Source organism: Jiangella gansuensis DSM 44835, from assembly GCF_000515395.1.
GTDB lineage: Bacteria > Actinomycetota > Actinomycetes > Jiangellales > Jiangellaceae > Jiangella > Jiangella gansuensis.
Map to the genome: position 1 here is coordinate 1827356 of NZ_KI911782.1, position 25573 is coordinate 1852928.

General features: G+C 72.0%; 24 protein-coding genes. 5 read left to right on the plus strand and 19 right to left on the minus strand.

All coding sequences use genetic code 11. The annotated features are described in order from the left end of the window. Nucleotides 1–91: 91 nt before the first annotated feature. The 8 genes from JIAGA_RS28560 to JIAGA_RS0108935 are packed head-to-tail and all read right to left on the minus strand — an operon-like array spanning nt 92 to nt 9070. Nucleotides 92–2242: an MGH1-like glycoside hydrolase domain-containing protein gene (locus JIAGA_RS28560; RefSeq protein WP_051425890.1), complete on the minus strand. Its 2151-nt coding sequence runs from the start codon at nt 2240–2242 to the stop codon at nt 92–94. Nucleotides 2243–2249: 7 nt separating this feature from the next. Next, on the minus strand, nt 2250–3041 hold the full coding sequence (locus JIAGA_RS0108905) for an HpcH/HpaI aldolase family protein (RefSeq protein ID WP_051425891.1): 792 nt from the start codon (nt 3039–3041) through the stop codon (nt 2250–2252). Nucleotides 3042–3055: 14 nt separating this feature from the next. Further along, complete coding sequence (locus tag JIAGA_RS0108910) at nt 3056–3973, minus strand: aldo/keto reductase (protein WP_051426626.1); 918 nt, start codon at nt 3971–3973, stop codon at nt 3056–3058. Between the two features lie 26 nt (nt 3974–3999). Next, nucleotides 4000–4830, minus strand: a complete 831-nt coding sequence (locus JIAGA_RS28565) for an ATP-binding cassette domain-containing protein (protein ID WP_051425892.1) — start codon at nt 4828–4830, stop codon at nt 4000–4002. Between the two features lie 12 nt (nt 4831–4842). Beyond that, entirely contained in the window at nt 4843–5646 is an 804-nt protein-coding gene (locus JIAGA_RS28570) for an ABC transporter ATP-binding protein (protein WP_035813779.1), read from the minus strand. Further along, on the minus strand, nt 5643–6551 hold the full coding sequence (locus tag JIAGA_RS0108925; RefSeq protein WP_026875389.1) for an ABC transporter permease: 909 nt from the start codon (nt 6549–6551) through the stop codon (nt 5643–5645). Before JIAGA_RS0108925 ends, JIAGA_RS28570 begins: the two co-directional genes overlap by 4 nt. Next, nucleotides 6548–7483: an ABC transporter permease gene (locus JIAGA_RS0108930; protein ID WP_026875390.1), complete on the minus strand. Its 936-nt coding sequence runs from the start codon at nt 7481–7483 to the stop codon at nt 6548–6550. The genes JIAGA_RS0108925 and JIAGA_RS0108930 overlap by 4 nt, the downstream gene beginning before the upstream one ends. 3 nt (nt 7484–7486) lie before the next feature. Further along, entirely contained in the window at nt 7487–9070 is a 1584-nt protein-coding gene (locus JIAGA_RS0108935; protein WP_026875391.1) for an ABC transporter substrate-binding protein, read from the minus strand. A gap of 155 nt (nt 9071–9225) precedes the next feature. Here JIAGA_RS0108935 and JIAGA_RS28575 point away from each other — a divergent pair, with 155 nt between their 5' ends. Genes JIAGA_RS28575 through JIAGA_RS0108950 form a run of 3 tightly spaced genes read left to right on the plus strand, consistent with a single transcriptional unit; the run spans nt 9226 to nt 12336 of the window. After that, the gene (locus JIAGA_RS28575) at nt 9226–10464 is read left to right on the plus strand and encodes a four-carbon acid sugar kinase family protein (RefSeq protein ID WP_084469578.1); all 1239 of its coding nucleotides are present in this window, start codon (nt 9226–9228) and stop codon (nt 10462–10464) included. Beyond that, nucleotides 10461–11462 (plus strand): 4-hydroxythreonine-4-phosphate dehydrogenase PdxA, encoded by a 1002-nt coding sequence (pdxA, locus tag JIAGA_RS0108945; protein WP_026875392.1) that lies wholly within the window; start codon nt 10461–10463, stop codon nt 11460–11462. Before JIAGA_RS28575 ends, pdxA begins: the two co-directional genes overlap by 4 nt. 13 nt (nt 11463–11475) lie before the next feature. Then, nucleotides 11476–12336, plus strand: a complete 861-nt coding sequence (locus tag JIAGA_RS0108950) for a DeoR/GlpR family DNA-binding transcription regulator (RefSeq protein WP_084469579.1) — start codon at nt 11476–11478, stop codon at nt 12334–12336. Here JIAGA_RS0108950 and JIAGA_RS0108955 read toward each other — a convergent pair. From JIAGA_RS0108955 to JIAGA_RS32960, 4 genes are all read right to left on the minus strand, one after another. Next, nucleotides 12329–13396, minus strand: a complete 1068-nt coding sequence (locus tag JIAGA_RS0108955) for a hypothetical protein (protein WP_026875394.1) — start codon at nt 13394–13396, stop codon at nt 12329–12331. The genes JIAGA_RS0108950 and JIAGA_RS0108955 overlap by 8 nt on opposite strands. A 69-nt stretch (nt 13397–13465) precedes the next feature. Next, complete coding sequence (locus tag JIAGA_RS0108960; protein ID WP_026875395.1) at nt 13466–14173, minus strand: SDR family NAD(P)-dependent oxidoreductase; 708 nt, start codon at nt 14171–14173, stop codon at nt 13466–13468. Beyond that, nucleotides 14170–14640, minus strand: coding sequence for a nuclear transport factor 2 family protein (locus tag JIAGA_RS0108965; RefSeq protein WP_084469580.1), 471 nt, complete (start codon nt 14638–14640; stop codon nt 14170–14172). The genes JIAGA_RS0108960 and JIAGA_RS0108965 overlap by 4 nt, the downstream gene beginning before the upstream one ends. After that, on the minus strand, nt 14637–15569 hold the full coding sequence (locus JIAGA_RS32960) for a helix-turn-helix domain-containing protein (protein ID WP_084469581.1): 933 nt from the start codon (nt 15567–15569) through the stop codon (nt 14637–14639). The genes JIAGA_RS0108965 and JIAGA_RS32960 overlap by 4 nt, the downstream gene beginning before the upstream one ends. Nucleotides 15570–15782: 213 nt before the next feature. Between JIAGA_RS32960 and ilvD the strand changes: the two genes are divergently transcribed. Then, entirely contained in the window at nt 15783–17474 is a 1692-nt protein-coding gene (gene ilvD / locus JIAGA_RS0108980; RefSeq protein WP_026875397.1) for a dihydroxy-acid dehydratase, read from the plus strand. Nucleotides 17475–17540: 66 nt separating this feature from the next. Here the strand turns inward: ilvD and JIAGA_RS0108985 are convergent, their stop codons facing one another. The 7 genes from JIAGA_RS0108985 to JIAGA_RS0109015 form a co-directional block, all read right to left on the minus strand. Beyond that, a complete protein-coding gene (locus tag JIAGA_RS0108985; RefSeq protein WP_026875398.1) occupies nt 17541–18419 on the minus strand; it encodes an NAD(P)-dependent oxidoreductase in 879 nt (292 codons plus the stop codon). Nucleotides 18420–18427: 8 nt separating this feature from the next. Beyond that, entirely contained in the window at nt 18428–19123 is a 696-nt protein-coding gene (locus JIAGA_RS0108990; protein WP_026875399.1) for an SDR family oxidoreductase, read from the minus strand. Next, nucleotides 19116–20018 carry a cupin domain-containing protein gene (locus JIAGA_RS0108995; protein ID WP_026875400.1) on the minus strand — a complete coding sequence of 301 codons (903 nt, stop codon included), beginning with the start codon at nt 20016–20018 and terminating at the stop codon, nt 19116–19118. Before JIAGA_RS0108995 ends, JIAGA_RS0108990 begins: the two co-directional genes overlap by 8 nt. Continuing rightward, nucleotides 20015–21382 carry an amidohydrolase family protein gene (locus tag JIAGA_RS0109000; protein ID WP_026875401.1) on the minus strand — a complete coding sequence of 456 codons (1368 nt, stop codon included), beginning with the start codon at nt 21380–21382 and terminating at the stop codon, nt 20015–20017. The genes JIAGA_RS0108995 and JIAGA_RS0109000 overlap by 4 nt, the downstream gene beginning before the upstream one ends. Nucleotides 21383–21445: 63 nt before the next feature. Continuing rightward, the gene (locus tag JIAGA_RS0109005; protein ID WP_026875402.1) at nt 21446–22426 is read right to left on the minus strand and encodes an alpha-ketoacid dehydrogenase subunit beta; all 981 of its coding nucleotides are present in this window, start codon (nt 22424–22426) and stop codon (nt 21446–21448) included. Further along, nucleotides 22414–23394: a thiamine pyrophosphate-dependent dehydrogenase E1 component subunit alpha gene (locus JIAGA_RS0109010; RefSeq protein ID WP_026875403.1), complete on the minus strand. Its 981-nt coding sequence runs from the start codon at nt 23392–23394 to the stop codon at nt 22414–22416. Before JIAGA_RS0109010 ends, JIAGA_RS0109005 begins: the two co-directional genes overlap by 13 nt. Next, a complete protein-coding gene (locus JIAGA_RS0109015) occupies nt 23391–24722 on the minus strand; it encodes a M24 family metallopeptidase (protein WP_026875404.1) in 1332 nt (443 codons plus the stop codon). Before JIAGA_RS0109015 ends, JIAGA_RS0109010 begins: the two co-directional genes overlap by 4 nt. Nucleotides 24723–24861: 139 nt before the next feature. Here JIAGA_RS0109015 and JIAGA_RS0109020 point away from each other — a divergent pair, with 139 nt between their 5' ends. Then, nucleotides 24862–25560, plus strand: a complete 699-nt coding sequence (locus tag JIAGA_RS0109020; RefSeq protein ID WP_026875405.1) for a helix-turn-helix domain-containing protein — start codon at nt 24862–24864, stop codon at nt 25558–25560. The last annotated feature ends 13 nt before the right edge of the window (nt 25561–25573 follow it).

Here is a 25573-nt window from a genome sequence, read left to right on the forward strand (position 1 = left end):
CCTCGGCGCGTTCTGTTGTGGTTCCGCGCCGGGGCCTCTCACGTCAAGGGGCGGACGCCGGCTCGCTGCCCAGCACCCCTGCCGGACGCGCCTACGTGACCGGCTGGTCGAGGGTTACCCGCAGGGGGCCAAGGCCTGGTGCGGCCGCGACCTGCGCGCCGTCCACCGTCACCCGCAATCCGTCCGGCTGGGAGAACGTCACGTCGACGCGTCGCCCGCCCACCCGCACACCGCTCAGAGCGAACTCCGTCAGCCCGATGTCCAGCGGGTCGACGATGAGGCCGCCAGCCTCGTCGATCTCGAGCCCGGCGACGTGCCGGACGATGAGGTCGATGACGTAGGAGTGCAGGTAGTCGACTTCATCGCTGATCGGTTCGCCGGTGGAGCTGTCGTAGTGCTCGACGAGGTACGGGGTGCGGCCGTCGCGGTGGCGGAAGTGAAGCAGCGCGTAGGAACGCAGCAGCCGGCCGAACTCGGCGTCGTAGCGGTGCCCGAAGCGCCGGCTCGTCTCGGCGACGCCGTCGATGACGACGCTGTTGGTGTACGGCCAGGTGGGTCCGTTCCAGGAGCAGCCGTTGCGGCCTTTGACGTAGACACCGCGCCAGGAGCCCGTGGGGCTGTACACGGGGCAGTCCGGCGCCACGGACGGTAGCGGCGCGCCGGTGTCGAAGAGCGCGAGCGCGGCCTCCAACCCCGGCAGATGTGACTCGTCCACCAGGCCCGCCCAGTACGGGTAGAAGCCGACGACGTTTCGGACCATGGCCTTCTGGTCGGTCCGGTGGTGCAGGTCGTAGAAGAACCCGGTGTCGTCATCCCACTGTTTCGCCAGCACCTCGCCGGCGACGGCGTCGGCGAGAGCGTCGAACTCGTCGGAGCCACCCTGCCCCAGCAGCCGCGCCAGCCCGGCCACGCCGCGGGCGTTGCGGTAGTGGTAGACGGCCCGGTCGACCCTCTTCAGCGGGGTGTAGCCGGACCGGTCGCGGGGGTCGTCCGGATACGGGTGGAAGGCCCAGTAACTGGGCTGGTACTCCTTGCCGGTGAGGATGTGTTCGGACTCGATGGGCAGTTCGTCGCCGCCCGTGGCCAGCAGCCTGCGCTCGCCACGGAGCTGCGAGGCCAGTGACTCCAGCATCGGTGCCGCGTCCGGGAGGTCGCGGTGGACCAGCGCGAACTGGTAGCTCGCCCAGCCGAGGAAGTTCGCGTAAGCATGGAACTGCGCACCGACCGTGCGGCTGCGGTACAGCCCATCGGGATCCTGGGCCGCGCGGAGCGTCCGCCATAGCCCGGTGCCGAGCGACGAATCGGGGTGCCAGCGAATATCGAGCAGATGCATCGGGCTGGACAGCGGGATCAGCTTGCTGAACTCCCAGCCGATCGGCTCCCACGGCTGTTTGGTCATCTTGTGGGCACGGCCCTCGTAGAACAGCGGCCCGTTGAGCCCACCGAAGCGCGGCACCGCGAGGTTGTGCCGGAGCAGGAACCACCGGTACGCCCACACCCGGTCGAGGACTGGGTCGCTGCTGGTGAACGTCGGAGCGTGGTCGAACCACTCCTGATACTCGCGCACCTGCCGCTCGACGACGCCACCGACGGCGACGGCAGCGCTGCCCGTGCTGTCCGCACCGTCTGCGCCGCCCGCGCTGGGCCGGCCATCGCCCCCGGCGATCGCGTCCAGCCGCTGCTCCAGGTCCGCCGGAGCGTCGGTCTCGGCCAGCCCGAGCGCCGCCGCCACGACGAACTCGATCCGCCGGCCCGGCGGGACCACCAATCCGGTCCACAGCAACGGCTCCGATGCTCGCACCGCCGCCATCACCGTGAAGCCGTGCCGTTCGACGAACCGCGAGCCGGACCCGTCGGCGCCGATCCACGACGAGTCGACGGTCAGCCGGAGCGTCACCGGCTCCGGGCCGTCGTTGACCCAGACCTGCCGCGATACCGCGCAGTCGGACCAGGTGACGAACTTGTCCTCGGTGAACTCCACGCCGCTGGCCGACGACGCCCGGACCGACAGGTGGCTGGGCCGCCAGTCCGCCTCCCAGGGAGCCGGCAGCTCCACCCCGGTGACGGTGAAGAGCATGGGGATGTTCAGCTTGTGCACCAGGTCGATGGCGCCGACGAAGCCCGGCCGAGGCTCCAGGTAGTCGGCCCAGAGCCGGGCGCCCGTGGGGCCGAGCAGGAACGTGCCCGGCCGGGTGCGCAGACCTCGTCGGCCGGTGGCGAGGACGTCGTCGATCGACTCCACGGTGTGGTCAGGTCCGGGCGGTGTCGGTGCCGCGGGCGGTGCGGAGGTGCGCGGCCGCTGCCTGCTCCAGATGAACGAGATCGGAGCTGACGGTGGCGAACGTGAACCCCTGGCCCAGCCGGCGATGTGCGGTGGCACCGTCGGGGCTGTGGATTCCGGCCGCGATGCCGGCCGCCTCCGCTGCCGCGACGACCTTCAGCGCGGCCTCGTCGAGCGCGTCGGCAAGCGCGGGGTCGGTGGACGACGCTCCGCCCAACGCGAGGGTTAGATCGGATGGCCCGACGTAGACGCCGTCGAGACCAGGGGTAGCGGCGATGGCCTCGACGTTGTCGAGTGCGGTCAGTGTCTCGATCATCACCGCACAGAGCACGTGTGCGTTGGCCTGCGCGGGAGCCGGCCCGATGCGAAGTCCGGCGCGCATCGGGCCGTAGCTGCGGCCGCCTTCGGGTGGATAGCGGCAGGCGCGCACCGCCGCGGCGGCGTCATCCGCGGTGTCCACGAGCGGCACGATGACGCCGTGCGCCCCGGCATCGAGCGCTTGGCCGATGTAGGTGAGGTCGTTGGCGGGGACACGCACCAGGCCGGCGCTGCGGCCGCCGGCTTCGATGGCCATCAGCGCGGCCAACCAGCCCTTGTAGTCGAGCAGGCCGTGCTGGGCATCGATGCCGACGTAGTCGTAGCCGAGGCGGGCGATCCGCTCGGTGCCGACCGGGTTGTCCAACGCGATCCAGTACCCGATCGAGCGTTCCCGGCGGCGGATCCGTGCGACGGCGTCGAATGCGGCGGTGGTGTCTCCCACGGTGTCTCCTACTCTCAGCGGTTGTACGCAGGCATCGGTCCGCGCAACTCTCGGCCGACGTCGTCACAGCGTTCGACGATGTCATCGGGCAGCGGCCCGCGCGCCAGTGCCTCGAGGTTGGCCGCCAGGTGTGCTGGCCGGGACGCCCCGATCAGCACCGAGCCGACCGCGGGCCGGGAGGCCAGCCAGCGCAGCGCCAGTTCCGGTAGCCCGATGCCGGCGTCGGCCGCGATGGCCGACAAGGAGCCGACCGCCGCGAACATCCGCTCGTCCCAGTACCGCTGCCGGTACATCGGCGACAGCTTCGAGGTGGCGAACCGGCCCTCCGCCGGTGCCGCCTCGAACGTGTACCGGCCGGACAGCAGCCCGCCGCCGAGCGGGTTGTAGACCATCGTCTCAATGCCGGTGGCCTGCGCGAACGCGATGTACTCATCGTCGATGCGGCGCGCGACCAGGTTGTACAGCTGCTGGGCGACGACGGGACCGGGCAACCCGGCCGCGGCGAACAGGTGGCGCAGTTCGGCGATCTGCCAGGCGGCGAAGTTGGAGACGCCGACCCGCCCGACCAGCCCGGCCACTACCAGCTCCGCGAGTGCCTCGACCGTCTCGGCGAACGGCGTCACCGGGTCGGGCTGGTGCAGGTAGAACAGGTCGACCCGGTCGAGCCGCAGCCGCTTCAGGCTGCCCTCCAGACAGGACCGCAGCGCTGGCGCCGACAACGGTGCGGCGCCGCCGGCGTCCGGGTGCGGGATGCCGGCCTTGGTGGCGACGGAGAACGCCCCGGGCCGGTCGGCCAGCAGCGCGCCGAGCATCTCCTCCGTCGCGCCGCCGGCGTAGCCGTTGGCGGTGTCGAGCTCGGTGACGCCGGCGTCGCGGGCCAGGTCGAGCATGCCGGCGGCGGCGCCACGGTCGACGGTGTCGCCGAAGGTCATGGTGCCCAGGACGGGGCGGGGATCGGTCACGAGGCTGCTCCGGGGGCGGATGCCGTGGCGAACAGCCGCGGCTTGCGGCCGGTGATCAGCGCGGGGTCGAGGGCGGCACGACGCAACTGCTGCGTGTACTCGTGCTGGGGCCGATTCAGGACCTGTTCGGTGGGCCCGTGTTCGACGAACCTGCCGCGGGACATGACGGCGACCTCCTGACTGATCTCGCGGACGACCCCGAGGTTGTGCGAGATGAACAGGTACGCGATGCCTTCGGCCTCCTGCAACTCGCGCAGCAGGTCGAGCACCTGCGCCTGCACGGAGACGTCGAGCGCGCTGGTGGCCTCGTCGCAGATGAGGATCTTCGGCCGGCTGGCCAGTGCTCGGGCGATGCCGATGCGCTGGCGTTGCCCGCCGGAGAACTCCGGCGGACGCCGGTCGGCGTGCTCCTGCTTCAGCCCGACCCGGGAGAGCAGTTCGATGGCCCGCCGGCGGCGTTCGGCCCGGTCGGACACGCCGCGCATCCGCAGCGGCTCGGCGACGATGGCGGCCGCGGTCAGGTGCGGATCGAGGGAGCCATAAGGATCCTGGAAGATCATCTGGATGTCGCCGCGAATCGGCCGCAGCTCGCGCTCACCGAGGGTGGCGAGGTCACGGCCGGCGTAGCGGATGGAACCGGCTACCGGTGTTTCCAACCGCACCAAGGTCCGGGCCAGGGTGGACTTGCCGCATCCGGACTCGCCGACGACGGCCAGGGTGCGGCCGGCCGCAAGGTCGAAGCCGATGCCGTCGACCACCCGGTTGCGGTGGCCGTCGACGACGAAATCGACGGTGAGATCGCGCACCGCCAACAATGGGACCGTCATACTGTTCATCGCTTACGCCCCTTCGGTCCAGGCGCCCAGCCGGGGGACAGCGTCGAGCAGCCGGCGCGTGTAGTCCTGTTGAGGCTCGTCGACGACGGCCTCCACCTCGCCGCTCTCGACGAACCGGCCGTCGCGCATGACGTGCACCCGGTCGCTGACGAGGCGGGCGACCCCGATGTCGTGAGTGATCATGAGGATGCCGGCGGAGGTGCGGTCCTGCAGATCCATGAGCAGGTCCAGGATGCCGGCCTGGACGGTGACGTCCAGTGCGCTGGTGGGCTCGTCGGCCACCAAGAGCTGCGGGTCGATGGCCAGCGCCATCGCGATGAGCACCCGCTGCAACATGCCGCCGGACAACTGGTGCGGGTAGGCGTCGAGCCGGCGGCGCGGGTCGGTGATGCGAACCGCGTCGAGCAGTTCGGTGGCGCGGTCGCGCCGGGCGCGGCGCGAGAGTCCCGGCTCGCTGCGGCTCAGTACCTCGCCGAGCTGCCGGCCCACCGTCGACACCGGGCTGAGTGCGGTCATCGGGTCCTGCGGGATCATAGCGATGGTGCGTCCGCGCAGCGTGGCCGCCTCACGCGGCCGGGCCACCACGTCCACACCGTCAAGCAGGCACCGGCCGGACACCACCGCCAGCCGCTGCGGCAGCAGCGCCTGCACCGCCATGGCCGTGGTGGACTTGCCGCTGCCGGACTCGCCGATCAGCGTCACCGTCTCGGACCGGTCGACGGTGAAGGAGACTCCGTCGACCGCTCGGACGACCCCGGCGGCGGTCATGAGCTCCACCTGCAGGTTCTGCACGTCGAGCAGGGTCATGCGGACGCTCCCTTCGTGCCCTTCGACCGCGACACCCGGTCGCGCAGGCCGTCGCCGAGGAGGTTGACTCCGACAACCAGCAGCACGATGACCAGACCGGTCAGCGTGACCAGCCACCACGAGGTGGTGATGTAGCCCTGGCCGTCGGCGATGATGCGCCCCCAGGTCGGGTGCGGCCGCTCCACACCCGCGCCGAGGAAGCTCAGCGCGCTCTCCAACAGCACCGCCTGCGCCAGGAGCAGCAGCATGACGACTACCACCTGGTTGACGATGTTCGGCACGACATGCCGGACCAGGACGGCCGCGCGGCGTAGACCGAGCACCCGGGCCGCGGCAACATACGGTTTCTCCCGCTCGACCAGCACCATGGCGCGGGTCAGCCGGGCCGGCTCGGGCCATTGCGCGAACGCGATGACCAGCGTGATCACCGTGATCGACGGACCGAAGAGCGCGACCACCAGCAGCAGCAGGAGCAGCAACGGCACGGACATCTGCGCCTCGAGCAGCCGGGAGACGACGGCGTCGACCCACCGCCCGTAGTACCCGGCTGCCGCACCGGCGACGACGCCGACGACCCCGGACACCAGGACCGCGAGCACGCCGATGGTCAACGACACCTGGCCGCCGTGCAGGACGCGAGAGAGCAGGTCGCGGCCGAGTTGGTCGGTGCCGAAGAGGTGGCCGTCGGTGAACGGCGGCAGGCGCCGCTGGGAGAGGTCCTGCTCGAGCGGGTCGGGGAGCGGCAGCACGTTGGCCAGCAGGATCGGCACCACGACGATGCCGGCCAGCAGCGCGCCCAGGACGATCTTCAGCCGGCTGGCGCGCCGCCGTAGTGCCGCGGCCGAGCCTTTGAGCCGGTCGGCCGTCACGGCACTCGGCCGGGCGGCCTGCATCTGGGACGTCATCGCGACACCGCCTTTCCGACACGCACGCGCGGATCGAACAGTGGGTACAGCAGGTCGACGAGCAGTTGCACGCCGATGGCCAGCAGGCTGGTCACCAGCACGGTGGCCTGGATGAGCGGGTAGTCGCGGGTCTCCAGGGCCCGCACCACCAGCGATCCGATGCCCGGCCAGGCGAACACCACCTCGACCACGACCACCCCGTTGAGCATGGCTGCGAACCGGGTGCCCAGCGCGGTGAGCACCGGAATGGACGAGTTGGTGAAGGCGTACCGCCAGGTCAGTGCTCGTTCTCCGGTACCGCGGGACCGCGCCACCGTGACGTATGGCGCGGCGAGGTTGGTGGCCATCTCGCGGTGCACCAGCCGTGAGATCAGCGCGACCTGCAGCAGGGCGATGGTGACCGCTGGTAGCACCAGGGCCGGCCACGTGGTGAATCCGGACGCCGGGAAGATGGGAACCACCACGGACAGCAGCGTCAACAGCATGATGCCGGTCCAGAACTCCGGCATGGACTGCCCGGCGATGGTGCCGATGTTGGCGCCGAGATCCCAGCCGGTGTTGGCCCGCCGGGCGGTGAAGACCCCGAGCGGGATGGCGATCAGCGCCGTCAGCAGAATCGCGGAACCGGCCAGGGTGATGGTGTAGGGCAGCCGGTCGAGGACGACGTCGAGCGCCGGCTCGCGGAACGAGTACGACAGGCCCAGGTCGCCCTGGAGCAGTCCGGTGATGAAGTGCCAGTACTGCTGTGGAACGGAATCGACCAGCCCCATCTCTTCCCGGATGGCCTGCAGGTCAGCCGTCGTGGCCGTCGGGCCGCCCACGGCGGCCGCCGGATCACCGGGTGCGAGTCGGACCAGGACGAACACGGTCGAGACGATGAGGAAGACGGTGAGCAGGCTCTGCGCGACGCGGAGCGCAAGGTATCGGGCCACGGGTCAGCCCTCCTCGAGCCGCACGGCGGCGAGGTCGTAGGAGTTGATGGGCAGCAGGTCCAGGCCGCTGGCCGTGTCGCGGTGAGCCAGCAGCACGTCCTGGGTGAATGCCCACATGGCCGGCCAGAGATCCCAGATGGAGCGCTGGACATCCTCGAGCAGCACCGCGCGCCGCTGATCGTCGGTCTCCGCGGCGGCCGCGGTGATGCCGCCGGCGATGTCGTCGTAGACGAAGCCCATGAACGCGTCGCCGGTGGCCTCCATCTGCGGCGTGCCGGCGAACAGGCCCTGCAGGCTGGTCAGCGCCAACCCGGTCTGGTTGCCGTAGCCGTTGCCGATGATGTCGAAGTCGCCGCCGCGGCCCTGCCGCCAGGTGGGGAGGTCGCCGCCGGGCTCGAACTGGCGCAGGTGCACCCGCACGCCGATGTCGCCGAGCATCTGGGCGACCGCCTCCATGACGTAGGCGTCGGAGGCGAACTCCCCGGACTCCCAGATGATGGTCAGTTCGAGGTCGTCGACGCCTTCGGCGTCCAGCATCTGCCTGGCTCGGCGCGGATCGAACTCGAAGCTCCCGACCTCGACCGCGCCGTCCAGGCTGAGCGGGACCACGCCGTTCGTCGGCGTGACGCTGTCGAGCAGGACGTCGCGCACGATGCTCTGGCCGTCGATGGCGAGACTCAACGCCTGCCGGACCGCTGGGCGGGAGAGCGGGTGCTCCGGCGGCTTGCGGAAGTTGTAGAAGAGCTGCACCAGACGGGTGCCCTCGGCCTGCAGGAGGTTGATGCCGGGCAGCCCGTCCAGTTGCTCGGCGGAGTCCGGAGAGATGGAGTCGATGATGTCCACCTCGCCGCCGCGCAGCGCGAGGACCCGGCTGGTCTCCTCGGGCAGGAAGCGGATACGGACCCGTTCCACCCCGGGTGCCGGCCCCCAGTAGTCGGGGTTGGCCCGCAGCGTGTAGTCGCCGGTGCCTCGGTTCGCCTCGGTGACCAGATAGGGGCCGGAGCCGACGCCGTCGGACAACTCCTCGGGCAGGTTTGCCGCGGCTGGGCTGATGAGGATGTTGCTCATCAGCGAGTCGAGGCCCACCAACGGGCGCTCGGTGACGAGGTCGAACGTCGCCTCGTCGATCTGTTCGACCCGGGGCCACTCCGGGAACTGGTTGCCGACGAAGGATGCGTCGACCTGCTGGTACATCTCCAGCGCCGTGGCGACGTCGGCGACGGTGACAGGCGTTCCGTCGGAGTACACGGCCTCGGGCCGCAGCCGGACCCGCCACGTGGTGGGCGAGGCGAGCTCGAAGCTCTCGGCCAGCACGGGCTCCGGCCGCAAGCCGTCGCCGATGCGGGTGAGTGCCTGCCGCACCGCTCGCTGGACGGTGACGTGCGCGTCGAACTGGTTGAGCTTGTTGTCCAGGCTGACCAGCGACCGGTTCAGCGCCAGCGTCAGGGTGCCGGCGCCGGACGTGCCGGTCGGGCCGGCGCACGCCGCGAGCACCGGGCCGAGCGCCAGGCCGGCGCCGGCCGCGAACCCGGTCCGCAGGAGATCGCGCCGGCTGATGCCGCGCCGCGACCGTCCGCTGCCGTCCATCGTCACCTCCGGAAGTCCGAAAAGTCGTGCGGGTCACACTCGCACTTTTGCGCGAAACACGCAAGTAACGTACCGTTCACTCTCGGCCGGAAGCATCCTCGGATGCTTCGGCCAGGTGCGGGAAGGTGCCAGCTGAGCAGGAAGGGGGCCAGGTCATGGCTATTCCGATGCTCCTCATCGCCGACGACTTGACCGGTGCGGCTGAGGCGGCAGCTGCCTTCCTGCCGCGCGCTGTGCGCATTCTGCCCTTCCACGAACTGCGCGCGGCGCGCGATCTCCGTGCGACGGCGTTCGACGGCCTCACGGGCGCGGCCGGCCGCGACGGGGGCACGGACGACGGCCAGGTGCTCGCCGTGGACACCGATTCACGCTATGCCACCGCCGCCGAGGCGGCCCACCGGTGCGGCGCCGCGCTCAGCCTGCTGCCATCCGGTGGCACAGTCGTCAAGAAGATCGATTCAACGTTGCGCGGCCCATTGTCCGCTGAGGTGGCGGCGCTGCGCGGGGACGGCGTCCCGCTGGTCGTAGCGCCCGCGCTTCCGGCGTTGGCCCGGTCCGTCGTCGGGGGAGCGGTCCGGGTCGGCGGCGTGCCGCTGCAGCGCAGCGCTGCCTGGGCTGCCGAGCCGAAGCCCGCGCCGGCGACGGTGGCCGAGGCGCTGCAGCCCGCGCCGGTCGCCGTCGCCGGTCTGGACACGGTCCGTGGCGCGCCGGACGCGCTGGCAGCAGCGATGACGGAAGCAGCCGCCACCGGGTCGCTGCTGGTCTGTGACGCGGAGACAGATACCGACCTCGATCTCATCGTTCACGCCGGCACGCTGACCGGCGGGCCGGTGCGATGGGTGGGGTCGGCCGGGCTGGCCCACGCGCTGGCCCGCACGAGCCGGGCGCCGGCGGCCGGGACGACCCCGCCGGCGCCCACGGCCCGCCCGCCCGCGCTGTTCGTGGTGGGCACGGCGGTCGCGTCGGCCCGTATCCAGATCCGGCGGCTGGCCGGGTGGGCCGACACCGTCGTGGAGCTGGATCCTGCGCGGCTGGCCGATCCCGGTACAGCCGCCGAGCTGGCCGCCCGTACGGCGGGCCGGAGCGCCGTCGTCCACCTGACCGCGGCGCACGGTGTCGCCCGCTCCCCGGACGTCGTCGCGGCGCTGGCCGCCGCGGTCGCGCCGTCCACCGCCGAGCACCCAACACTGGTGCTCACCGGCGGCGAGACCGCCCGTGCCGTTCTCGCCGCCATCGGCGCCGGCGAGCTGGTGGTCCGAGCCGAGTGGGACGACGGCGTCGTCGTCAGCACGGTGCCGGACGGGCACGTCGTCGTCACCAAGCCGGGCGCCTTCGGCGATCCGGACACGCTGCTACGGGTCGCCCAGCGGCTTACGCACGAGGAGGACACATGACAACACCCCTGGTCGCGGTCACCATGGGCGACGGCGCCGGAGTCGGGCCCGAGGTGGTCGTCCGGGCGCTCTCCGGGCCCGAGGTGCGCGCCCTGTGCCGGCCGGTGGTGGTCGGCGACCTCGCGCGGCTGCGCGACGCCGCCCGCATCTGCGGCGTTGACGTCGAGCTGCGGGCCGTCGCCGGGCCGGAGGATGCCACGTTCGCCGACGGCGTCATCGAGGTGATCGACCTCGGGCTGTTGCCCGCCGGCCTGCCGTACGGCGAGCTGTCCGCCGTCGCCGGCGACGCCGCCTACCAGTACGTGAAAGCCGCCAGCGAGCTCGCGGTCGCCGGCCGGGTGCAGGCCATCTGCACCGCCCCGCTGAACAAGGAGGCCCTGCACGCCGGCGGGCACCCTTACCCCGGGCACACCGAGCTGCTGGCCGAACTGTGTGGCGTCGACGAGGTCTCGATGATGCTCTCCACGCCCACCGTGAAGGTCATCCACGTCACCACTCACATCGGGCTCGTCGACGCCATCGAGCGGATCGACGTGCCGCTGGTCGAGCGGACCATCCGGCGCGGTCACGCGACCATGGTCGGTGCCGGGATCGAGAACCCCCGTCTCGGTGTCTGCGGAATCAACCCGCACGCCGGTGAGAACGGCCTCTTCGGCCGTGGTGAAGAAGAAACCAAGATCGTCCCGGCGGTGGAGCGGGTCCGCGCCGACGGCATCGAGGCCCACGGGCCGCTGCCCGCCGACACCGCGTTCTTCCTGGCCAGCCGTGGCGACTACGACCTCATCGTGGCCATGTACCACGACCAAGGGCACGGACCGGTCAAGGTGCTCGGCCTCGAGGCGGGCGTCAACATCACTGTCGGGCTGCCGGTGATCCGCACGTCCGTTGACCACGGCACCGCCTTCGACATCGCGGGCAGCGGCGTTGCCGACGCCGGTAGCATGATCGAGGCATTGCGCCAGGCCGCCGCGCTCGCGCCGAGCCCGTCCGGACCGTAGGAGTCGAGGTGGGATGAGCGAGCATACGACGAGCGGGCGCTCGATCGAGCAGCGTCTGCAGCGGCTGATCGAGGCCAAGGGCCGCGACCGGCTGTCGGCGCGCGAACGCCGCAGCGCCATCGTCGATGTCGCCTGGAGCGACGGCAGGATCGAGGTCGACACGCTCGCCTCCCACTTCGGCGTGACGGCGTCCACCATCCGCCGCGACCTCGCGTTGCTGACCTCGCAGGGCAAACTCGCCCGCACCTTCGGCGGCGCCATGGCACACGCACCAATGGGTGAGACGTCGCTCGGTCAGCGCAGCCGCGAAGCGTTCCGGCAGAAGCACGCCATCGCCGGCTGGGCCGCCGAGCAGATCGGCGCGGGCGAGACCGTGCTCCTCGACGCCGGTACCACCACCGGTCACCTCGCCCGGGCGCTTCGGCACCGCGACCACCTCACCGTCGTCACCATCGGGCTCACCGTCGTCACCGAACTGGCCGACGCCGACGGTGTCGAGGTGCTCTGCCTGGGCGGCCGGCTGCGGCACATCAGCCACGGCCTGGTCGGGCCGATCGCCGAGGCCGCGCTGGAACGGGTCACCGCCGACCGGGCGTTCCTCGGTGCCGACGGCATCACCGTCGACGAAGGCATCTGTGAGGCGAACCTCGAACAGACCCGGCTCAAAGAACTGATGATGGCCCGGGCCGGCACGGTCTACGTGCTCGCCGACGGCAGCAAGCTCGGCCAGCGCCCCTTCCACGCGTGGGCCCGGATGCCACCGACGTGGACACTCGTCACCGACGACGGCGCCGACCCTGCCGAGGTCGATCGCTTCCGCTCCGCCGGCATCGAAGTGGTCGTGGTGGACGACCGCTCTCGGCCGGTCACCTGACCGGGCGCGCGGCGATCGACCAGGCGTCGAGCAGGCGAGCGGCCGAGCCGCCGACCGGGCCCACGACGTCGGCCAGGGTCTCCGGGTCCGGCAGCGACGCCGTCGCGACCGCCTCGACCGCGTCGGCGGCGGACGAGATGGACGACGAACACACCCGCAGCAGGTAGTCCGGCACCACCAGCGCCGGGTCGACACAGCCCACCACGGGCACGCCGGCCGCGACGATCAGCGGGAACACCGTTCCAGGGATGCCGATGGCCGTTTCCGCGCGGGCCGACGCCTGGAGCGACGGCACGGCGCTGATCTCGTAACGGCTCCACAGCTGCGGGTTCTCCCGCGGGTGCAGGCCGACCAGGATGCGCTTACCTGCCGCCTCGAGCGCGGCCGCGGCGTCCAGGAGCAACTGCGTTCCCGGCGCGGCGCCGCCGGTCTCGTCCGGGTAGGTCACGCTGGTCAGGACGAGCACGGTCCCCGGCTCGGGAGCGGGCGTGGGCAGCGTGTCCGTCTGCGGCGAGCCGACGACGCGCACCCGCCGCCGGGTGCCCAGGTGTCCGCCGAACGCCCGGCCCTCCGCCGGCGACGACGACGTCACCACCCGCAGCCGGTGACGCAGCTCGCGGGCCCGCGGTGCTTCGGCGGCGTTGAGATACGCCAGCGACGTGGCCGCCACCGGGACGAACCGGCCGAGGGCCGCAGCGCAGTCAGCCGGCCAGTCGGTCGCGCCGGTGACGACGAGCAGGTCGGCCGCGGCGCGGTCCCCGCGGCCGGTCTCGGCGCTGAGCTCGTCCAGCGTCACGACCGGGACCTGCTCGTCCGGGGCGAGCTGCGAACGGTCGGGCACGAGTTGCCGCACGTCCCAGCCGCGTGCCGCGATCTCGGGAAGCAGCGGGCGCACGTGGTACGTCCCCCACGGCTCATTGGTGGCGACGAGCACCCGCGGCCGCGCCGCCCGAACTGCCTGCGCCGGGGCGGCCGCCGTGAGACCCGCGGCGGCGATGCCGGTAGCGGCCAGGGCGCCGGCGACGAAGGAGCGACGGCTCGGGAGAGATCCAGCATGCATGGCGGCGACCGTACCCAACCGGGACAGCCCGGACATGAACACCGGGTGAAGCCATCCGCACCGCAGCGGCTACCAGGGGACGGGCCGGCCGTCGCGGAAGAAGCCGCCGGTGGGGCCGTCGTCGGGCAGCGTTGCCGCCCAGACGATGCCGGCCGCGCCGTCGCGTACCGGCCGCCCGCCGGGACCGCCCATGTCGGTGGCGACCCAGCCCGGGCAGATCGAGTTCACCAGGACGCCGTCACGGCGCAGCTCGGCGGCCAGCATCCGGGTCACCGCGTTGAGCGCGGCCTTGGTGAGGCTGTAGGCGGGCGTGCCGCCGCCCATTCCGGCCAGCGACCCGCTTTCGCTGGAGACGTTGACGACGCGGGGGTGGCCGCTGGCACGCAGCAGCGGTATCAGGGTCATGGCCAGGCGCCACGCGCCGTAGACGTTGGTCTCGGCCGCCTCCCGGACCACGTCGACGTCGGCGTCGGTGGCGCGTTGCCAGGTGTCGTAGTGGATGGCGGCGTTGTTGACCAGGGCGTCGAGTCGCCCGTACTCGCGCGACAGGAAGCCGGCCAGGGCGGCGGCGTCGGACGCGCGGGTGACGTCGAGCCGGAACGCGACGACGGTGCCCGGCAGTCCCTTCGCGGCGGCCTGCGCTGCGGCGAGGTCGCGCGCTGTCAGCACGACGGTGTGCCCGCGGGCGGCGAGCTGGCGGCAGACCTCGAGGCCGATGCCGCGGTTGCCCCCGGTGACGACGGCGACTCGGCCGGACCCGTCGACGCGGTCGGTCACGCCGCGACCCGCCCGCCGGTGCCGGCCGCGCACCGGGCCGACGCGAGCTCCGTCAGGGCGCGGTCGCCATCCTCGTAGGTGGCGTGCAGGGTGATCGCGGTGATCCGGTCGTCGGTGACCCGGATGTCGTACCGGCCGGCGACCATCCAGGTGCCGCGGAGATCGCCGTCGGCCAGGTGGTGGTAGCCGCGCACCGTCGTGACGCACCGCACGCCGCCGTCGCCGTCGGGAGCCGGACTCGTCAGCACCGGGCCGGTGAGGTGCTGGGTCGCGTCGAAGCCGGGCAGCAGCCCGCGCCAGCGCGACACGACCTCGGTCGCGGCGACGGACTCGACCTCGCCGCCCCACAGGGAGGTGTAGTCGAGCCGGACCTCGCGGGCGAGGACGGCCAGCACGCCGTCCCAGTCCAGGGTGTCGACGGCGTGCAGCAGGGCGGTGACGGCGTCGGCGGCCGTGGAATCGCTCATGCGCCCAGCTTCACCGAACCCCGGCCGTCGTGGGAGGGTCCGATCCTGCGGTTCTCGTGCGGGCGCAGGTCGGAAGGCAGGAAGCCGGTGTGCCGGCGGAACATCCGCCGGAAGTGGCTCACGTTGGACAGGCCCACCGAGTAGGCGACCTGCGGGACGCTCAGCCGGCCGTTCACCAGCAGCGTCTTGGCGCGTTCCATGCGCCGCGACGTGACGTACTCGTGCGGCGCCAGGCCGGTGGTCGCCTTGAACGCGCGGGCGAAGTGGAACGGGCTCAGCGCGACGGCCGCGGCGAGGTCGTCGACGGTGAGCGGGTCACCCAGCCGCGCCTCGACCAGGTCGGCGACGCGGGACAGCAGCACGCGGTCCAGCCGGCCGGTCAAGGCGCGCGACGGCGGCGCGATGCCGGCGTAGTGGCCGACGACGTGCTCGGCCAGCCGCCGGGCGAGGCTACTGGCCCGGACGGTGTCGACGTGCGCGGCGCCGACATGTGCGCGCTTGAGCAGCGACGCCGCACCGAGCACGACGGCGTCGCGCACGCCCCGCAGCGGCTCGATCTCAGGCGTCCGCGACGACCCGGCCGCGGCCCGCAGCAGGTCGTCGTAGGGGTACATCTCGACCAGCTCGTCGGGGCGCACGACCTCGCTCCAGTACACCCGCGACCGGCCGTTGGCGAAGACGTCGCCGGGCCGGATGTCGAACCGGTCGCTTCGCCCGCCCGACTCGATGACGACGCCGTGGTGCTCGGCGAACGACACCCCGATCTGCTGCTCGCCGCTGACGGTGACCGCGCCGGTGGGCGGGCTCCAGCAGTACACCGACCGCAGCCCCGGCCAGCGCAGCTCCGAGCGGCGGGCAGCCGTCCGGGCCGTCGCGGCCGGGCCGGTCATGCCCGCGCCGCCACCACCGCCGTGCACTGCAGGGACCATGCCGCCAGTATCCGTGCCTCGTCCAGCCCCAGCGGCGAGCCAGCGAACGTTCACGTGGACCGGTGCAGGCTGATCACAGCGCCGAGCAACAGCACCGCCGCGCCGTCGACGTCGAACCCCGAGGCGGCCCGCCACCGGCCCACGTGCCGGAACCCGTGTCCGGATTCCGGACCTCGCGTCTTTCCGGCCGGACGACGGGACTAGCGTGAGTGCATGACCGTGACTCCCTCCAAGCCCGATCTCAAGCCCCACTCCCGGGCGGTCACCGACGGTCTCGAGCGCGCCGCGGCTCGCGGCATGCTCCGCGCCGTGGGTATGACCGACGACGACTGGGAGAAGCCGCAGATCGGTGTCGGCTCGTCGTGGAACGAGATCACCCCCTGCAACCTCTCGCTGGACCGCCTGGCGAAGGCGTCGAAGGAGGGGGTGCACGCCGGTGGTGGTTTTCCGATGGAGTTCGGCACCATCTCGGTGTCCGACGGCATCTCCATGGGCCACGAGGGCATGCACTACTCGCTGGTGTCGCGCGAGGTCATCGCCGACTCGGTCGAGACGGTGTTCGGCGCCGAGCGGCTCGACGGCGCCGTCCTGCTGGCCGGCTGTGACAAGTCCGCGCCGGCCATGCTGATGGCGGCCGCGAGGCTCGACGTCGCCGCCACCTTCCTCTACGCCGGGTCGATTCTGCCGGGCAAGGTCGGCGACCGCGAGGTCACCATCATCGACGCGTTCGAGGCGGTCGGCGCCTGCGCCCGCGGGCTCATCACCCGCGAGGAGGTCGACGAGATCGAGCGGGCCATCTGCCCCGGCGAGGGCGCGTGCGGCGGCATGTACACCGCCAACACCATGGCCAGCGCGGCCGAGGCGCTCGGCATGTCGCTGCCGGGCAGCGCCGCGCCGCCCGCCGTCGACCGGCGCCGTGACGGGTACGCCCGCAGGTCCGGCGAGGCCGTCGTCAACCTGCTGCGCCTCGGCATCACCACCCGCGACATCCTGACCAAGGAGGCGTTCGAGAACGCCATCGCCGTGGTCATGGCGGTCGGCGGCTCCACCAACGCCGTCCTGCACCTGATGGCCATCGCGCACGAGGCCGGCGTCAAGCTGGAGCTGGACGACTTCAACCGCATCGGCGACCGCGTCCCGCACCTGGCGGACGTGAAGCCGTTCGGCCGCTACGTGATGACCGACGTCGACCGCGTCGGCGGTGTGCCGGTCATCATGAAGGCGCTGCTCGACGCCGGACTGCTGCACGGCGACACCATGACGGTCACCGGCAAGACCATGGCCGAGAACCTCGCCGACATCGCACCGCCGGACGTCGACGGCAAGATCATCCACGCGATGTCCGACCCGATCCACAAGACCGGCGGGCTGACCGTGCTGCGCGGCTCGCTCGCGCCCGACGGCGCCGTCGTCAAGTCCGCGGGCTTCGACACCGCCGTCTTCGAGGGCACCGCGAAGGTGTTCGACGGCGAGCGGGGCGCCATGGACGCCGTCGAGAACAACACGCTGGAGAAGAACGACGTCATCGTCATCCGCTACGAGGGCCCGAAGGGCGGCCCGGGCATGCGCGAGATGCTCGCCGTCACCGGCGCCATCAAGGGTGCCGGCCTCGGCAAGGACGTCCTGCTGGTCACCGACGGCCGGTTTTCCGGCGGGACGACGGGGCCGTGCATCGGGCACGTCGCGCCGGAGGCCGTCGACGGCGGCCCCATCGCGTTCGTCCAGAACGGCGACCGCATCCGGCTCGACCTCGCCAACCGCACCCTCGAGCTGCTGGTCGACGACGACGAGCTGGCGCGCCGCCGGGCCGGGTGGACCCCGCCGGCGCCCAAGCACGAGCGCGGCGTGCTGGCGAAGTACGCCAAGCTGGTCGGCTCGGCCGCCAACGGAGCGGTCTGCGACTGAGCTCTCCGAACGCGAGGTGATCAACAGGCCGTCGCTATCCCCAGAGGGGTCGGCACGGCCTGTTGATCACCGGGGTGGGTGTTCCAGGAAGCCGGCCAGCGCGCTCATGTCCTGCGAGCCGAGGCCTGCCTCCAGCGCGGCCTCGACGACGTGCTGGTTGGTCGCCGCCTGCGGCATCCGGGTTCCGGTGCGTTCCGCGAGCCTGAGGATCAGCTCCAGGTCCTTCGCGACCAGGTCCAGGCTGAACGCCACCGGCGTCTCGTCCGGCCGCTCGAACGCCGCCCGCTTGTAGAGCACGAACGGTGCGGCGACGGCGCTGCCGGCGAACACCTCGTAGGCCACCGACCGCTCCACCCCGGCGCGCTCGGCCAGCACCAGCGCCTCCGCCAGCGCCTCGTTGAGGGCGTGTACCAGCGCGTTGACGGCGAGCTTCATGGTGGCACCGGCGCCGGTGTCGCCGACGTGGAAGATCTGGCGGGCCAGCCGGTCGAGCACCGGTCGGGCCCGGTCCAGGTCGGCCGCCGTCCCGCCGGCCATGACCGTGAGCTCGCCGCGCTCGACCAGGGGCACGCTGCCGGACACCGGCGCGTCGAGGAACCCGCCGCCGCGCTCGCGCACCGCCGCGGCGAGCGACCCAACCGTTCGCGGGTCGACGGTGCTGGTGTCGGCGACGACGGTGCCCGGGCCGACGCCCGCGGCCACGCCGTCCGGGCCCGCGTAGGCCGCCTGGCAGGCAGCGTCGTCGGCCAGCGAGACCAGCACGACGGGGCCGGCCGCGGCCGCCTCCCGCGCCGTCGGCGCGACTCGCGCTCCGGTGGCCTCCGCCACCGCGTCCGCGCGCGATGCCGTCCGGTTGTAGACGACGACGTCCGCCCCGGCCGCTCGCAGCCGGCCCACCATCGCCGCGCCCATCCGGCCGGCGCCGACCACTCCGACCCTGCCCATCACACCGCTCACGTCAGCAGCCAGCCGCTGTCGACGGCGAGGTTCACGCCGTTCATCGAGCCGTTGCGCAGCAGGAAGTCCGCGGCGTCCGCGACGTCGGCCATGGTGGCCAGCCGCCCGGTCGGGGTGCGGGCGCGCACCGCGTCCAGCGGTTTGCCCCGCCAGTAGGGGCTGTCGCCGACGATCCCCGGATGGATCGCGTTCACCCGGATCGGGGCCAGCTCCACGGCGAGGGTGTGCACCAGGCCGCTGATGCCGCCGTTGATGGTGGAGACCGTGGTCGATCCGGGGTACGGGCGGTCCTTCGCCAGCCCGCCGAACAGCACGATGGCGGCGTCGGGAGCCAGCCGCGGCAGCAGCGTGTGGATCACCTCGGTGTACCCGACCAGCTTGAGCGTGACCAGCTGGCTGGCGCTCACGGCGTCGTACCCGGCGGCGGTGTTCTGGTCGCGGTCGATCGCCGCGACGACCAGGTGGTCGACCCGCTCGACACCGGCCAGCGCCGGACCGATGGCGGCGGGGGCGGCGAGCTCGACCGCGACCCCTCGGACGTGGTCGCCGATCTCCGCGGCCACCTTGGCGGTCCGCTCAGGGTCACGGCCGGTGATGACGACGTCGTCGCCGCCGGCGGCCCGGCGGGCGGCGAGTTCGCGGCCGATGCCGGACGTACCGCCGACCACCAGCAGCGTCCTGCGATCACTCACCGGAGCCTCCCAACACCTCGCGCAGGTAGTTCCAGTCGCGCGCGAACCGGTACGAGTACCGGGGCGGCGGCTGCGGTGCCTGTGTTTCCAGCCAGCGCACGATGCCGTCGCCGGCGTTGGCGAACGCGTGCGCGCAGCCGACCCCGGCCCACGCGATGTCGCCCGGTTCCAGCAGGTAGGTCTGGCCGTCGAAGGACGCCTCGACCGTGCCGTCAAGGATCAGGTACGTCTCCTCGAACGGGTGGTCGTGCGGGCTGGCCGCGCCGGCGGGGTCGTACTGCACCATGAACATGGTGGTCAGCTGGGCGCCGAGGTCGCTGTCGACCATCTGCTTGACGTTGATGCCGCCATAGACCAGCAGGGCGGTACGCATGCTGGCGGAGACGGCGAGCAGCTGCTGCGACTGCTGGGCAGGGTCGAGGTGCGACGGCCGGATGTTCCCGAACCGGTGGGTGCGCGGATCGCGGACGTCGACGGGCACGGCGTCGCTCACCGGCAGCTCCGGCACCAGGAACGTGTCGTCCTCGAAGCGCAGCCTCGGCTGCGGACCCTGCATCTCCGCCCAGCGCGCGACATCGCCGCCGTCGTTGCGCCAGGCGTGCGGCAGCGCCACCGGGATCAGCCCGTAGTCGCCGGCTGTCACCCGGTGCGCGCCGTCGGGAGTGACGACGACGGCTGAGCCGGACAGCAGGTGGAAGGACTCCTCGAAGGAGTGAACGTGCGACGGCACCGCTCCGCCGGGGTCGAGCTCACACAACCCGAACCCGGTGTGCACGGCGCCGGTGTCCTCGCCGACCACCGTCCACCGCCGGTAGCCGGTGGCGCCCGCGGCCCAGCCGGCCGGCTCGTCGTAGCCGGCCTGGGCCGCGGGGCGGACCAGGTGCCGCGACGTCACGCCGCGTCCGCCTTGCGCTTCGCCAGCTCGGTGACCAGGTGGTCGCGGGCGCCCTCGACCAGCTCCCGGGCCCGGACGGTGTCGGCCAGCAGTCGCCCGTCCCGCTTGCGCACGATGCCGTCGACGATCACCGTCTCGACGTTGGACACGTCGGCGGCCAGGACGACCGCGGCCACCGGGTCGATCACCGGTGCGACGTTGAGCGCGGTCGCGTCGATGAGGACGACGTCGGCGCGTTTGCCCGGGGTCAGCGAACCGGTGCGGTCCTCCAGGCCGGCCACGTGCGCGCCGTTGATCGTGGCCATCTCCAGCACTCTGCGTGCGGTCAGCATGGTCTCCGGCACGGTGGTGTCGGCCTCCCAGCTGGTCGCGTTGATGCGGGCCCGGTCGCCGGCGAAGGCCGCCCGCATCTGCGTGAACATGTCGCCGGGCACGGTCGTGACCACGTCGATGGACAGGCTCGGCCGCAGCCCGAACTGGTAGCTCTTGGCGATCGGCGGCCAGCCGTGCCCCATCTGCAGCTCGACCTGGGCTGCGATGGAGACGGTGCCGCCGGTGTCGGCGACCCGGCGCCACTCGTGGTCGCTGAAGTAGCAGCAGTGGACGTACGTGGTGTCCGGCCCGAGCAGCCCGAGCCGGTCGAGCTGCTCCACCATGGCGAACCGGCCCGCGAGCCGCCCCATGCCGACATGCACCGTGATCGGTATGCCCAGCTCGCGGGCCAGGTTCCATTCCGCCTGGACGACCTCGTCCTGGCAGAAGCCCGGGCCGCGCGTGGCCAGTGCCATGGTGAGCAGTCCGTCGTCGCCGGGAACGTAGGTGTCGCGCACCCGGCGGACGTCGTCGCCGGGGATGACCTCGGCGCTGTTGAACCAGTACGTCGCCAGCGACGTGTTGGCCGAGCCGTACGCGTACTGCGCGCGGATCCCGCTCTCGCGCAGTCCGGCGATGGCGGCGTCGGGATGCTGGCTGGTGTTGTTGATGTGCGACCAGTCGACCAGCGTCGTGATGCCCGCGTTCAGGCACTCCAGCGACCCGGCCAGGTTGCTGGCGTAGACGTCGTCGGGCCGGTACAGCGGTGCGAAGCTGTCCAGCACCTCGACGAAGTAGTCGTCGAGCGTCGCGTCCGGCGCGCAGGTGCGGATCGCAGTCTCCCAGGTGTGCCGGTGCGTGTCGACGAAACCGGGAACGACGATCCGCCCGGTCGCGTCGATGACGTCGGCGTCGGTCACCTCGGCGGCCAGGCCTGCCCCGACGGCGACGATGGTGCCGTCCTCGATCAGGAGGTCACCGTGCGGCAGGTCGCCGATCTGCGGATCCATGCTGATCACGTGACCGTTGCGCAGCAGCAGTCGGGTATTCATGGACCATCCCTCCGTCGCGATGGTGCAGGGAGCCTCGGGTCGGTAGTCGGATCAGTGGTCGAGTCAGTAGTCGACGAGCGCCCGGACGGCGTCGACGACCTTGTCCACGGTGGGGATCACCTGCTCCTCCAGCGCGTCGGCGAACGGCAGCGGCACGTTCGCGCCCGCCACCCGCCGGATCGGCGCGTCCAGCAGCTCGAATCCCTCCTCGGCGACGACGGAGACGACCGTGCCGCCCCAACCGCCCTGATACGGGTTCTCCTCGACGACGACCAGCCGTGAGGTCCGCTCCAGCGACCGCAGCACCGACGACACGTCCAGCGGGACGAGCGTGCGCAGGTCGAGCACGTCGGCCCGGACCCCCTGCTCGGCCAGCCGGTCCGCGCCGGCCAGCGCCAGCGGGACGGTGGAGGCGAGCGCCACCAGGGTGACGTCGGCGCCCTCCCGGAGCAGCGCCGCCTGACCGAACGGCACCTCGTGGCCGTCCGGTGCCGGCGCGCCCTTGCTCGCGAACAGCCCCTTGTGCTCGAAGAACACGACGGGGTCGTCGCTGCGGATCGCCGTGGCCAGCAGTCCGACCACGTCGGCCGGCGTCGACGGTGCGGCGATCTTCAGGCCGGGAACCGTCAGCACCCAGTTCTCGACCGATTGCGAATGCTGCGCGCCGAACCCCAGGCCGCCGCCGTTCGCGGTGCGGATGACCAGCGGCACCGTCACCTGCCCGCCCGTCATGTACCTGACCTTCGGGATCTCGTTGGCCAGGTAGTCCCAGCAGCAGGCGAGGAAGTCGCTGAACATGATCTCGGCGACCGGCCGCATCCCCGTCATCGCCGCGCCCATGGCGGCCCCGACGATCGCCTGCTCGGAGATCGGGGTGTCCCATACCCGCCGCGGGCCGAACTCCTCGAACAGCCCGGCCGTGGTCTTGAAGACACCGCCGGCCGCGCCGATGTCCTCGCCCAGGCACACGACGGTGTCGTCGCGGCGCATCTCGCGGGCGATGCCCTCGGCCACGGACTCCCGGTACGTCGTCACGTCCGCCATGCCGCACCTCCGTCCGCCCACACGTCGGTGAACGCCTCGGCCAGGTCGGCGTCCGGCGCGGACTTCGCGGTGTCGACCGCGTCGTCCACCAGGGAGGCGGCGCGATCCTCGGCGGCTTTGATGTCGTCGTCGGTCAGGCCGAGCGAGCGCAGCCGGTGCGCCGACACCGTCAGCGGGTCGCGCTCGAGCCAGGACTCCAGCTCGCCGTCGGGCCGATAGCTCGCCGGATCGGTGCGGCTGTGCCCGTAGTGCCGGTAGGTCCGTGCTTCCAGCACGGTGGGTCCGTCCCCGGCGCGGGCTACCTGCGCCGCGCGGACGACGGCGTCCTGGACCGCCACCACGTCGTTGCCGTCGACGAGTTCGGCCGGCAACCCGTACGCCGAGGCCCGGTCGGCCGCCGGGTTGGCGACGGCGGTGACGCTGCCGATCGGCGTGTACTCCATATAAAGGTTGTTCTCGCAGACGAAGAGCACCGGGAGCTTCCAGACCGCGGCGAGGTTGAGCGCCTCGTGGAACACGCCGATGTTGGTGGCGCCGTCGCCGAAGAACGCGACGGCCACTTGACCGGTGCCGCGAAGGCGCGCGGACCAGGCGGCCCCGACGGCCATCGGCAGGTGGGAGCCGACGATGGCGTACGAGCCGAGCATCCCGCTGGCCGCCTTGGTCAGGTGCATCGAACCGCCCTTGGCCTTGTTCAGCCCGGTCGCGCGCTGCATGAGCTCGGCCAGGCACTCCGCCGGGGTGGCGCCCCAGGCGATGGCGTGGTGGTGCCCGCGGTAGGTGGCGAACGCGTAGTCGCCGTCTCGAAGTGCCGCGCGGGCGCCGACGGCGACGGCCTCCTGCCCGGCGGCCAGGTGCGTCGTCCCCTTGACCAGGCCGGACATGAACAGGTCATGGGCGGCCTTCTCGGTGCGCCGGATGACCGACATCGTCTCGTGCAGCCGCAGCAGCTCGGTGGCCTCGGTCATGGGGCGACTCCGTCACCGGCGGGGGCGCCCGCCGCGGTGTTGAGGTGCGACTGCGACTCGCGCAGCGAGGTCAGCGGGCCGCCGACGGTCCAGTACCTGCGCCCGGCCACCAGCAGCTCCTCGGCCGGGAACTTCGTGATGACCTCGCAGCCGTCGGCGGTCACCACGACCTCCTCCTCGATGCGGGCCGCGGACCAGCCGTCAGCGGCCGGCCAGAACGTCTCCAGGGCGAAGACCATGCCTTCCTCGAGCACCTCCGGGTGCTCCAGCGAGACCAGCCGGGAGAAGATCGGCTTCTCCCAGATCGACAGCCCGACCCCGTGGCCGTACTGCAGCGCGAACGCCGCCTCCTCGTCGGCGAAGCCGAACTCCTGCGCCCGCGGCCACAGCGTGACCACGTCCGCCGTCGTGGTGCCCGGCTTGACGGTGGCGATGGCCTGGTCGATGAACTCGCGGCAGCGGGTGTAGGCGTCGCGTTGGGCCGGCGAGGCGCTGCCGACCGCGAACGTGCGGTAGTAGCAGGTGCGGTAGCCGTTGTAGCTGTGCAGGATGTCGAAGAACGCCGGGTCGCCGGGGCGGACGATGCGGTCGCTGTAGACGTGCGGGTGCGGCGAACACCGCTCGCCGGAGATCGCGTTGACGCCCTCGACGTACTCGCTGCCCAGGTCGTAGAGGACCTTGCTGACGACGCCGACGCACTCGTTCTCGCGCACGCCCGGGCGCAGGAAGCCGTACAGCTCGTCGTACGCGGCGTCGACCATGGACGCGGCCTGCGTGAGCAGGGCGATCTCGTCGGCGGTCTTGATGCGCCGGGCGTCCAGGAACACCTGCTGTCCGTCGACGACGTCGACGTTGCGGGCGGCGAGGGCGGCCAGCACCGGCATCTCGGCGAGGTCGACGCCGACGGGGTCGTCCTGCAGCCCGTGGTCGGCGAGCACTCGCGCGATCTTCGCGGCGACGTCGTCGGCGATGCCCGCGTCGGGGTGGAAGGCCCCGCGCAACGTCGAGATGCCCGCCCGGGCCCGCTCGGTGCCGTCCAGCCAGGGGTTGTACAGCTGGTGGTGGCGCGCGGCGGAGCCGAAGTCCCACACGATCGGCTCGCCGCCGCGGGGGAGCAGTGCGAAGCGGATGAGCTTGTCGATGGCCCACGTCCCGATGTGCGTGGAGGTCATGTAGCGGATGTTGGCGAAGTCGAAGGCCAGCAGCGCGCCCAGGTCGGAGCGGTCGAGAGCGGCGCGCAGGCGGTGGAGTCGCTCGGTGCGCAGCCGGTCGAAGTCGATGCGCTGTTCCCAGTCCACCGCGTTGGGCCCGTACGTCCGGATCGACATGGCGCGGCACCTCCCCGGTGACTCGCCGAGTGGCAGCGCCTGCGACGAGGACCTGTTCAGTTACACTTACCGCCGAGTTAAGCTGAGCTGACCAATCACGTCAAGATGGCCAGCGGCACTAAACGCAGCCGGAGGTCGTGTGAGCCCGTCGTCCGCGCCCGCGATCGGGGAGCGCCTGCGCCAGGAGCGGACGCGTCGCGGCGTCAGCGCCCGGGCGCTGGCGCGCGAGATCGGGGTGTCGCCGAGCCTCATCTCCCAGATCGAGACCGACAAGAGCCAGCCGTCGGTCAGCACGCTCTACGCCATCACCACCGCGCTGGGCATCTCGATCGAGGACCTCTTCGCCGCCGACGGCGCCGGCTCGGACGGTCCGGTAGTCCCCGGCGACGGCGCTGGTGGCGGCGCTGGCGGCGGTGAACTCAACGCGGAGCCGGCGGTCGTGTCGGAGACCATCAGCGCGCTGCGGGTGCTCGGGTCCGACCGGCGCCGGGTCGGGCCGGTGGTGCGCGCGGCCGAGCGGGAGGTGCTGACCCTCGACTCCGGCGTCACCTGGGAGTTGCTCGGTCAGGTGCCGGACGTGCACACGGAGTTCCTGCGTATCACCTACGAGCCGGGTGGGTCGTCGTCGAGCTCCGGGCTGCTGATGCGGCACACGGGCACCGAGTACGGTCACGTCCTCAGCGGTGAGCTGATCCTGACGCTCGGGTTCGAGGAGCACCACCTGGCGGCAGGCGACTCCGTCTCGTTCGACTCCACCACGCCGCACGGGTACCGCAACGACGGCGACGTCCCCGCGGTCGGCATCTGGTTCGTGTCCGAGCGCCCCACCTCCCCATGATCATCAAGACTTG

What these genes read in the sequence shown, in the direction of transcription:
- JIAGA_RS0108925 (WP_026875389.1), bottom strand. Translation starts at nt 6,551, where the DNA reads ATGACGTCCCAGATGCAGGCCGCCCGGCCGAGTGCCGTGACGGCCGAC.
- JIAGA_RS32960 (WP_084469581.1), bottom strand. Translation starts at nt 15,569, where the DNA reads ATGGTCCCTGCAGTGCACGGCGGTGGTGGCGGCGCGGGCATGACCGGC.
- JIAGA_RS0108935 (WP_026875391.1), bottom strand. Translation starts at nt 9,070, where the DNA reads ATGGACGGCAGCGGACGGTCGCGGCGCGGCATCAGCCGGCGCGATCTC.
- JIAGA_RS0108950 (WP_084469579.1), top strand. Translation starts at nt 11,476, where the DNA reads ATGAGCGAGCATACGACGAGCGGGCGCTCGATCGAGCAGCGTCTGCAG.
- JIAGA_RS28575 (WP_084469578.1), top strand. Translation starts at nt 9,226, where the DNA reads ATGGCTATTCCGATGCTCCTCATCGCCGACGACTTGACCGGTGCGGCT.
- JIAGA_RS0108955 (WP_026875394.1), bottom strand. Translation starts at nt 13,396, where the DNA reads ATGCATGCTGGATCTCTCCCGAGCCGTCGCTCCTTCGTCGCCGGCGCC.
- JIAGA_RS28570 (WP_035813779.1), bottom strand. Translation starts at nt 5,646, where the DNA reads ATGACCCTGCTCGACGTGCAGAACCTGCAGGTGGAGCTCATGACCGCC.
- JIAGA_RS0108985 (WP_026875398.1), bottom strand. Translation starts at nt 18,419, where the DNA reads ATGGGCAGGGTCGGAGTGGTCGGCGCCGGCCGGATGGGCGCGGCGATG.
- ilvD (WP_026875397.1), top strand. Translation starts at nt 15,783, where the DNA reads ATGACCGTGACTCCCTCCAAGCCCGATCTCAAGCCCCACTCCCGGGCG.
- JIAGA_RS28565 (WP_051425892.1), bottom strand. Translation starts at nt 4,830, where the DNA reads ATGACGGTCCCATTGTTGGCGGTGCGCGATCTCACCGTCGATTTCGTC.
- JIAGA_RS0109000 (WP_026875401.1), bottom strand. Translation starts at nt 21,382, where the DNA reads ATGAATACCCGACTGCTGCTGCGCAACGGTCACGTGATCAGCATGGAT.
- JIAGA_RS0109015 (WP_026875404.1), bottom strand. Translation starts at nt 24,722, where the DNA reads ATGTCGATCCGGACGTACGGGCCCAACGCGGTGGACTGGGAACAGCGC.
- JIAGA_RS0108965 (WP_084469580.1), bottom strand. Translation starts at nt 14,640, where the DNA reads ATGAGCGATTCCACGGCCGCCGACGCCGTCACCGCCCTGCTGCACGCC.
- JIAGA_RS0109010 (WP_026875403.1), bottom strand. Translation starts at nt 23,394, where the DNA reads ATGACCGAGGCCACCGAGCTGCTGCGGCTGCACGAGACGATGTCGGTC.
- JIAGA_RS0109005 (WP_026875402.1), bottom strand. Translation starts at nt 22,426, where the DNA reads ATGGCGGACGTGACGACGTACCGGGAGTCCGTGGCCGAGGGCATCGCC.
- JIAGA_RS0108910 (WP_051426626.1), bottom strand. Translation starts at nt 3,973, where the DNA reads ATGACCTTCGGCGACACCGTCGACCGTGGCGCCGCCGCCGGCATGCTC.
- pdxA (WP_026875392.1), top strand. Translation starts at nt 10,461, where the DNA reads ATGACAACACCCCTGGTCGCGGTCACCATGGGCGACGGCGCCGGAGTC.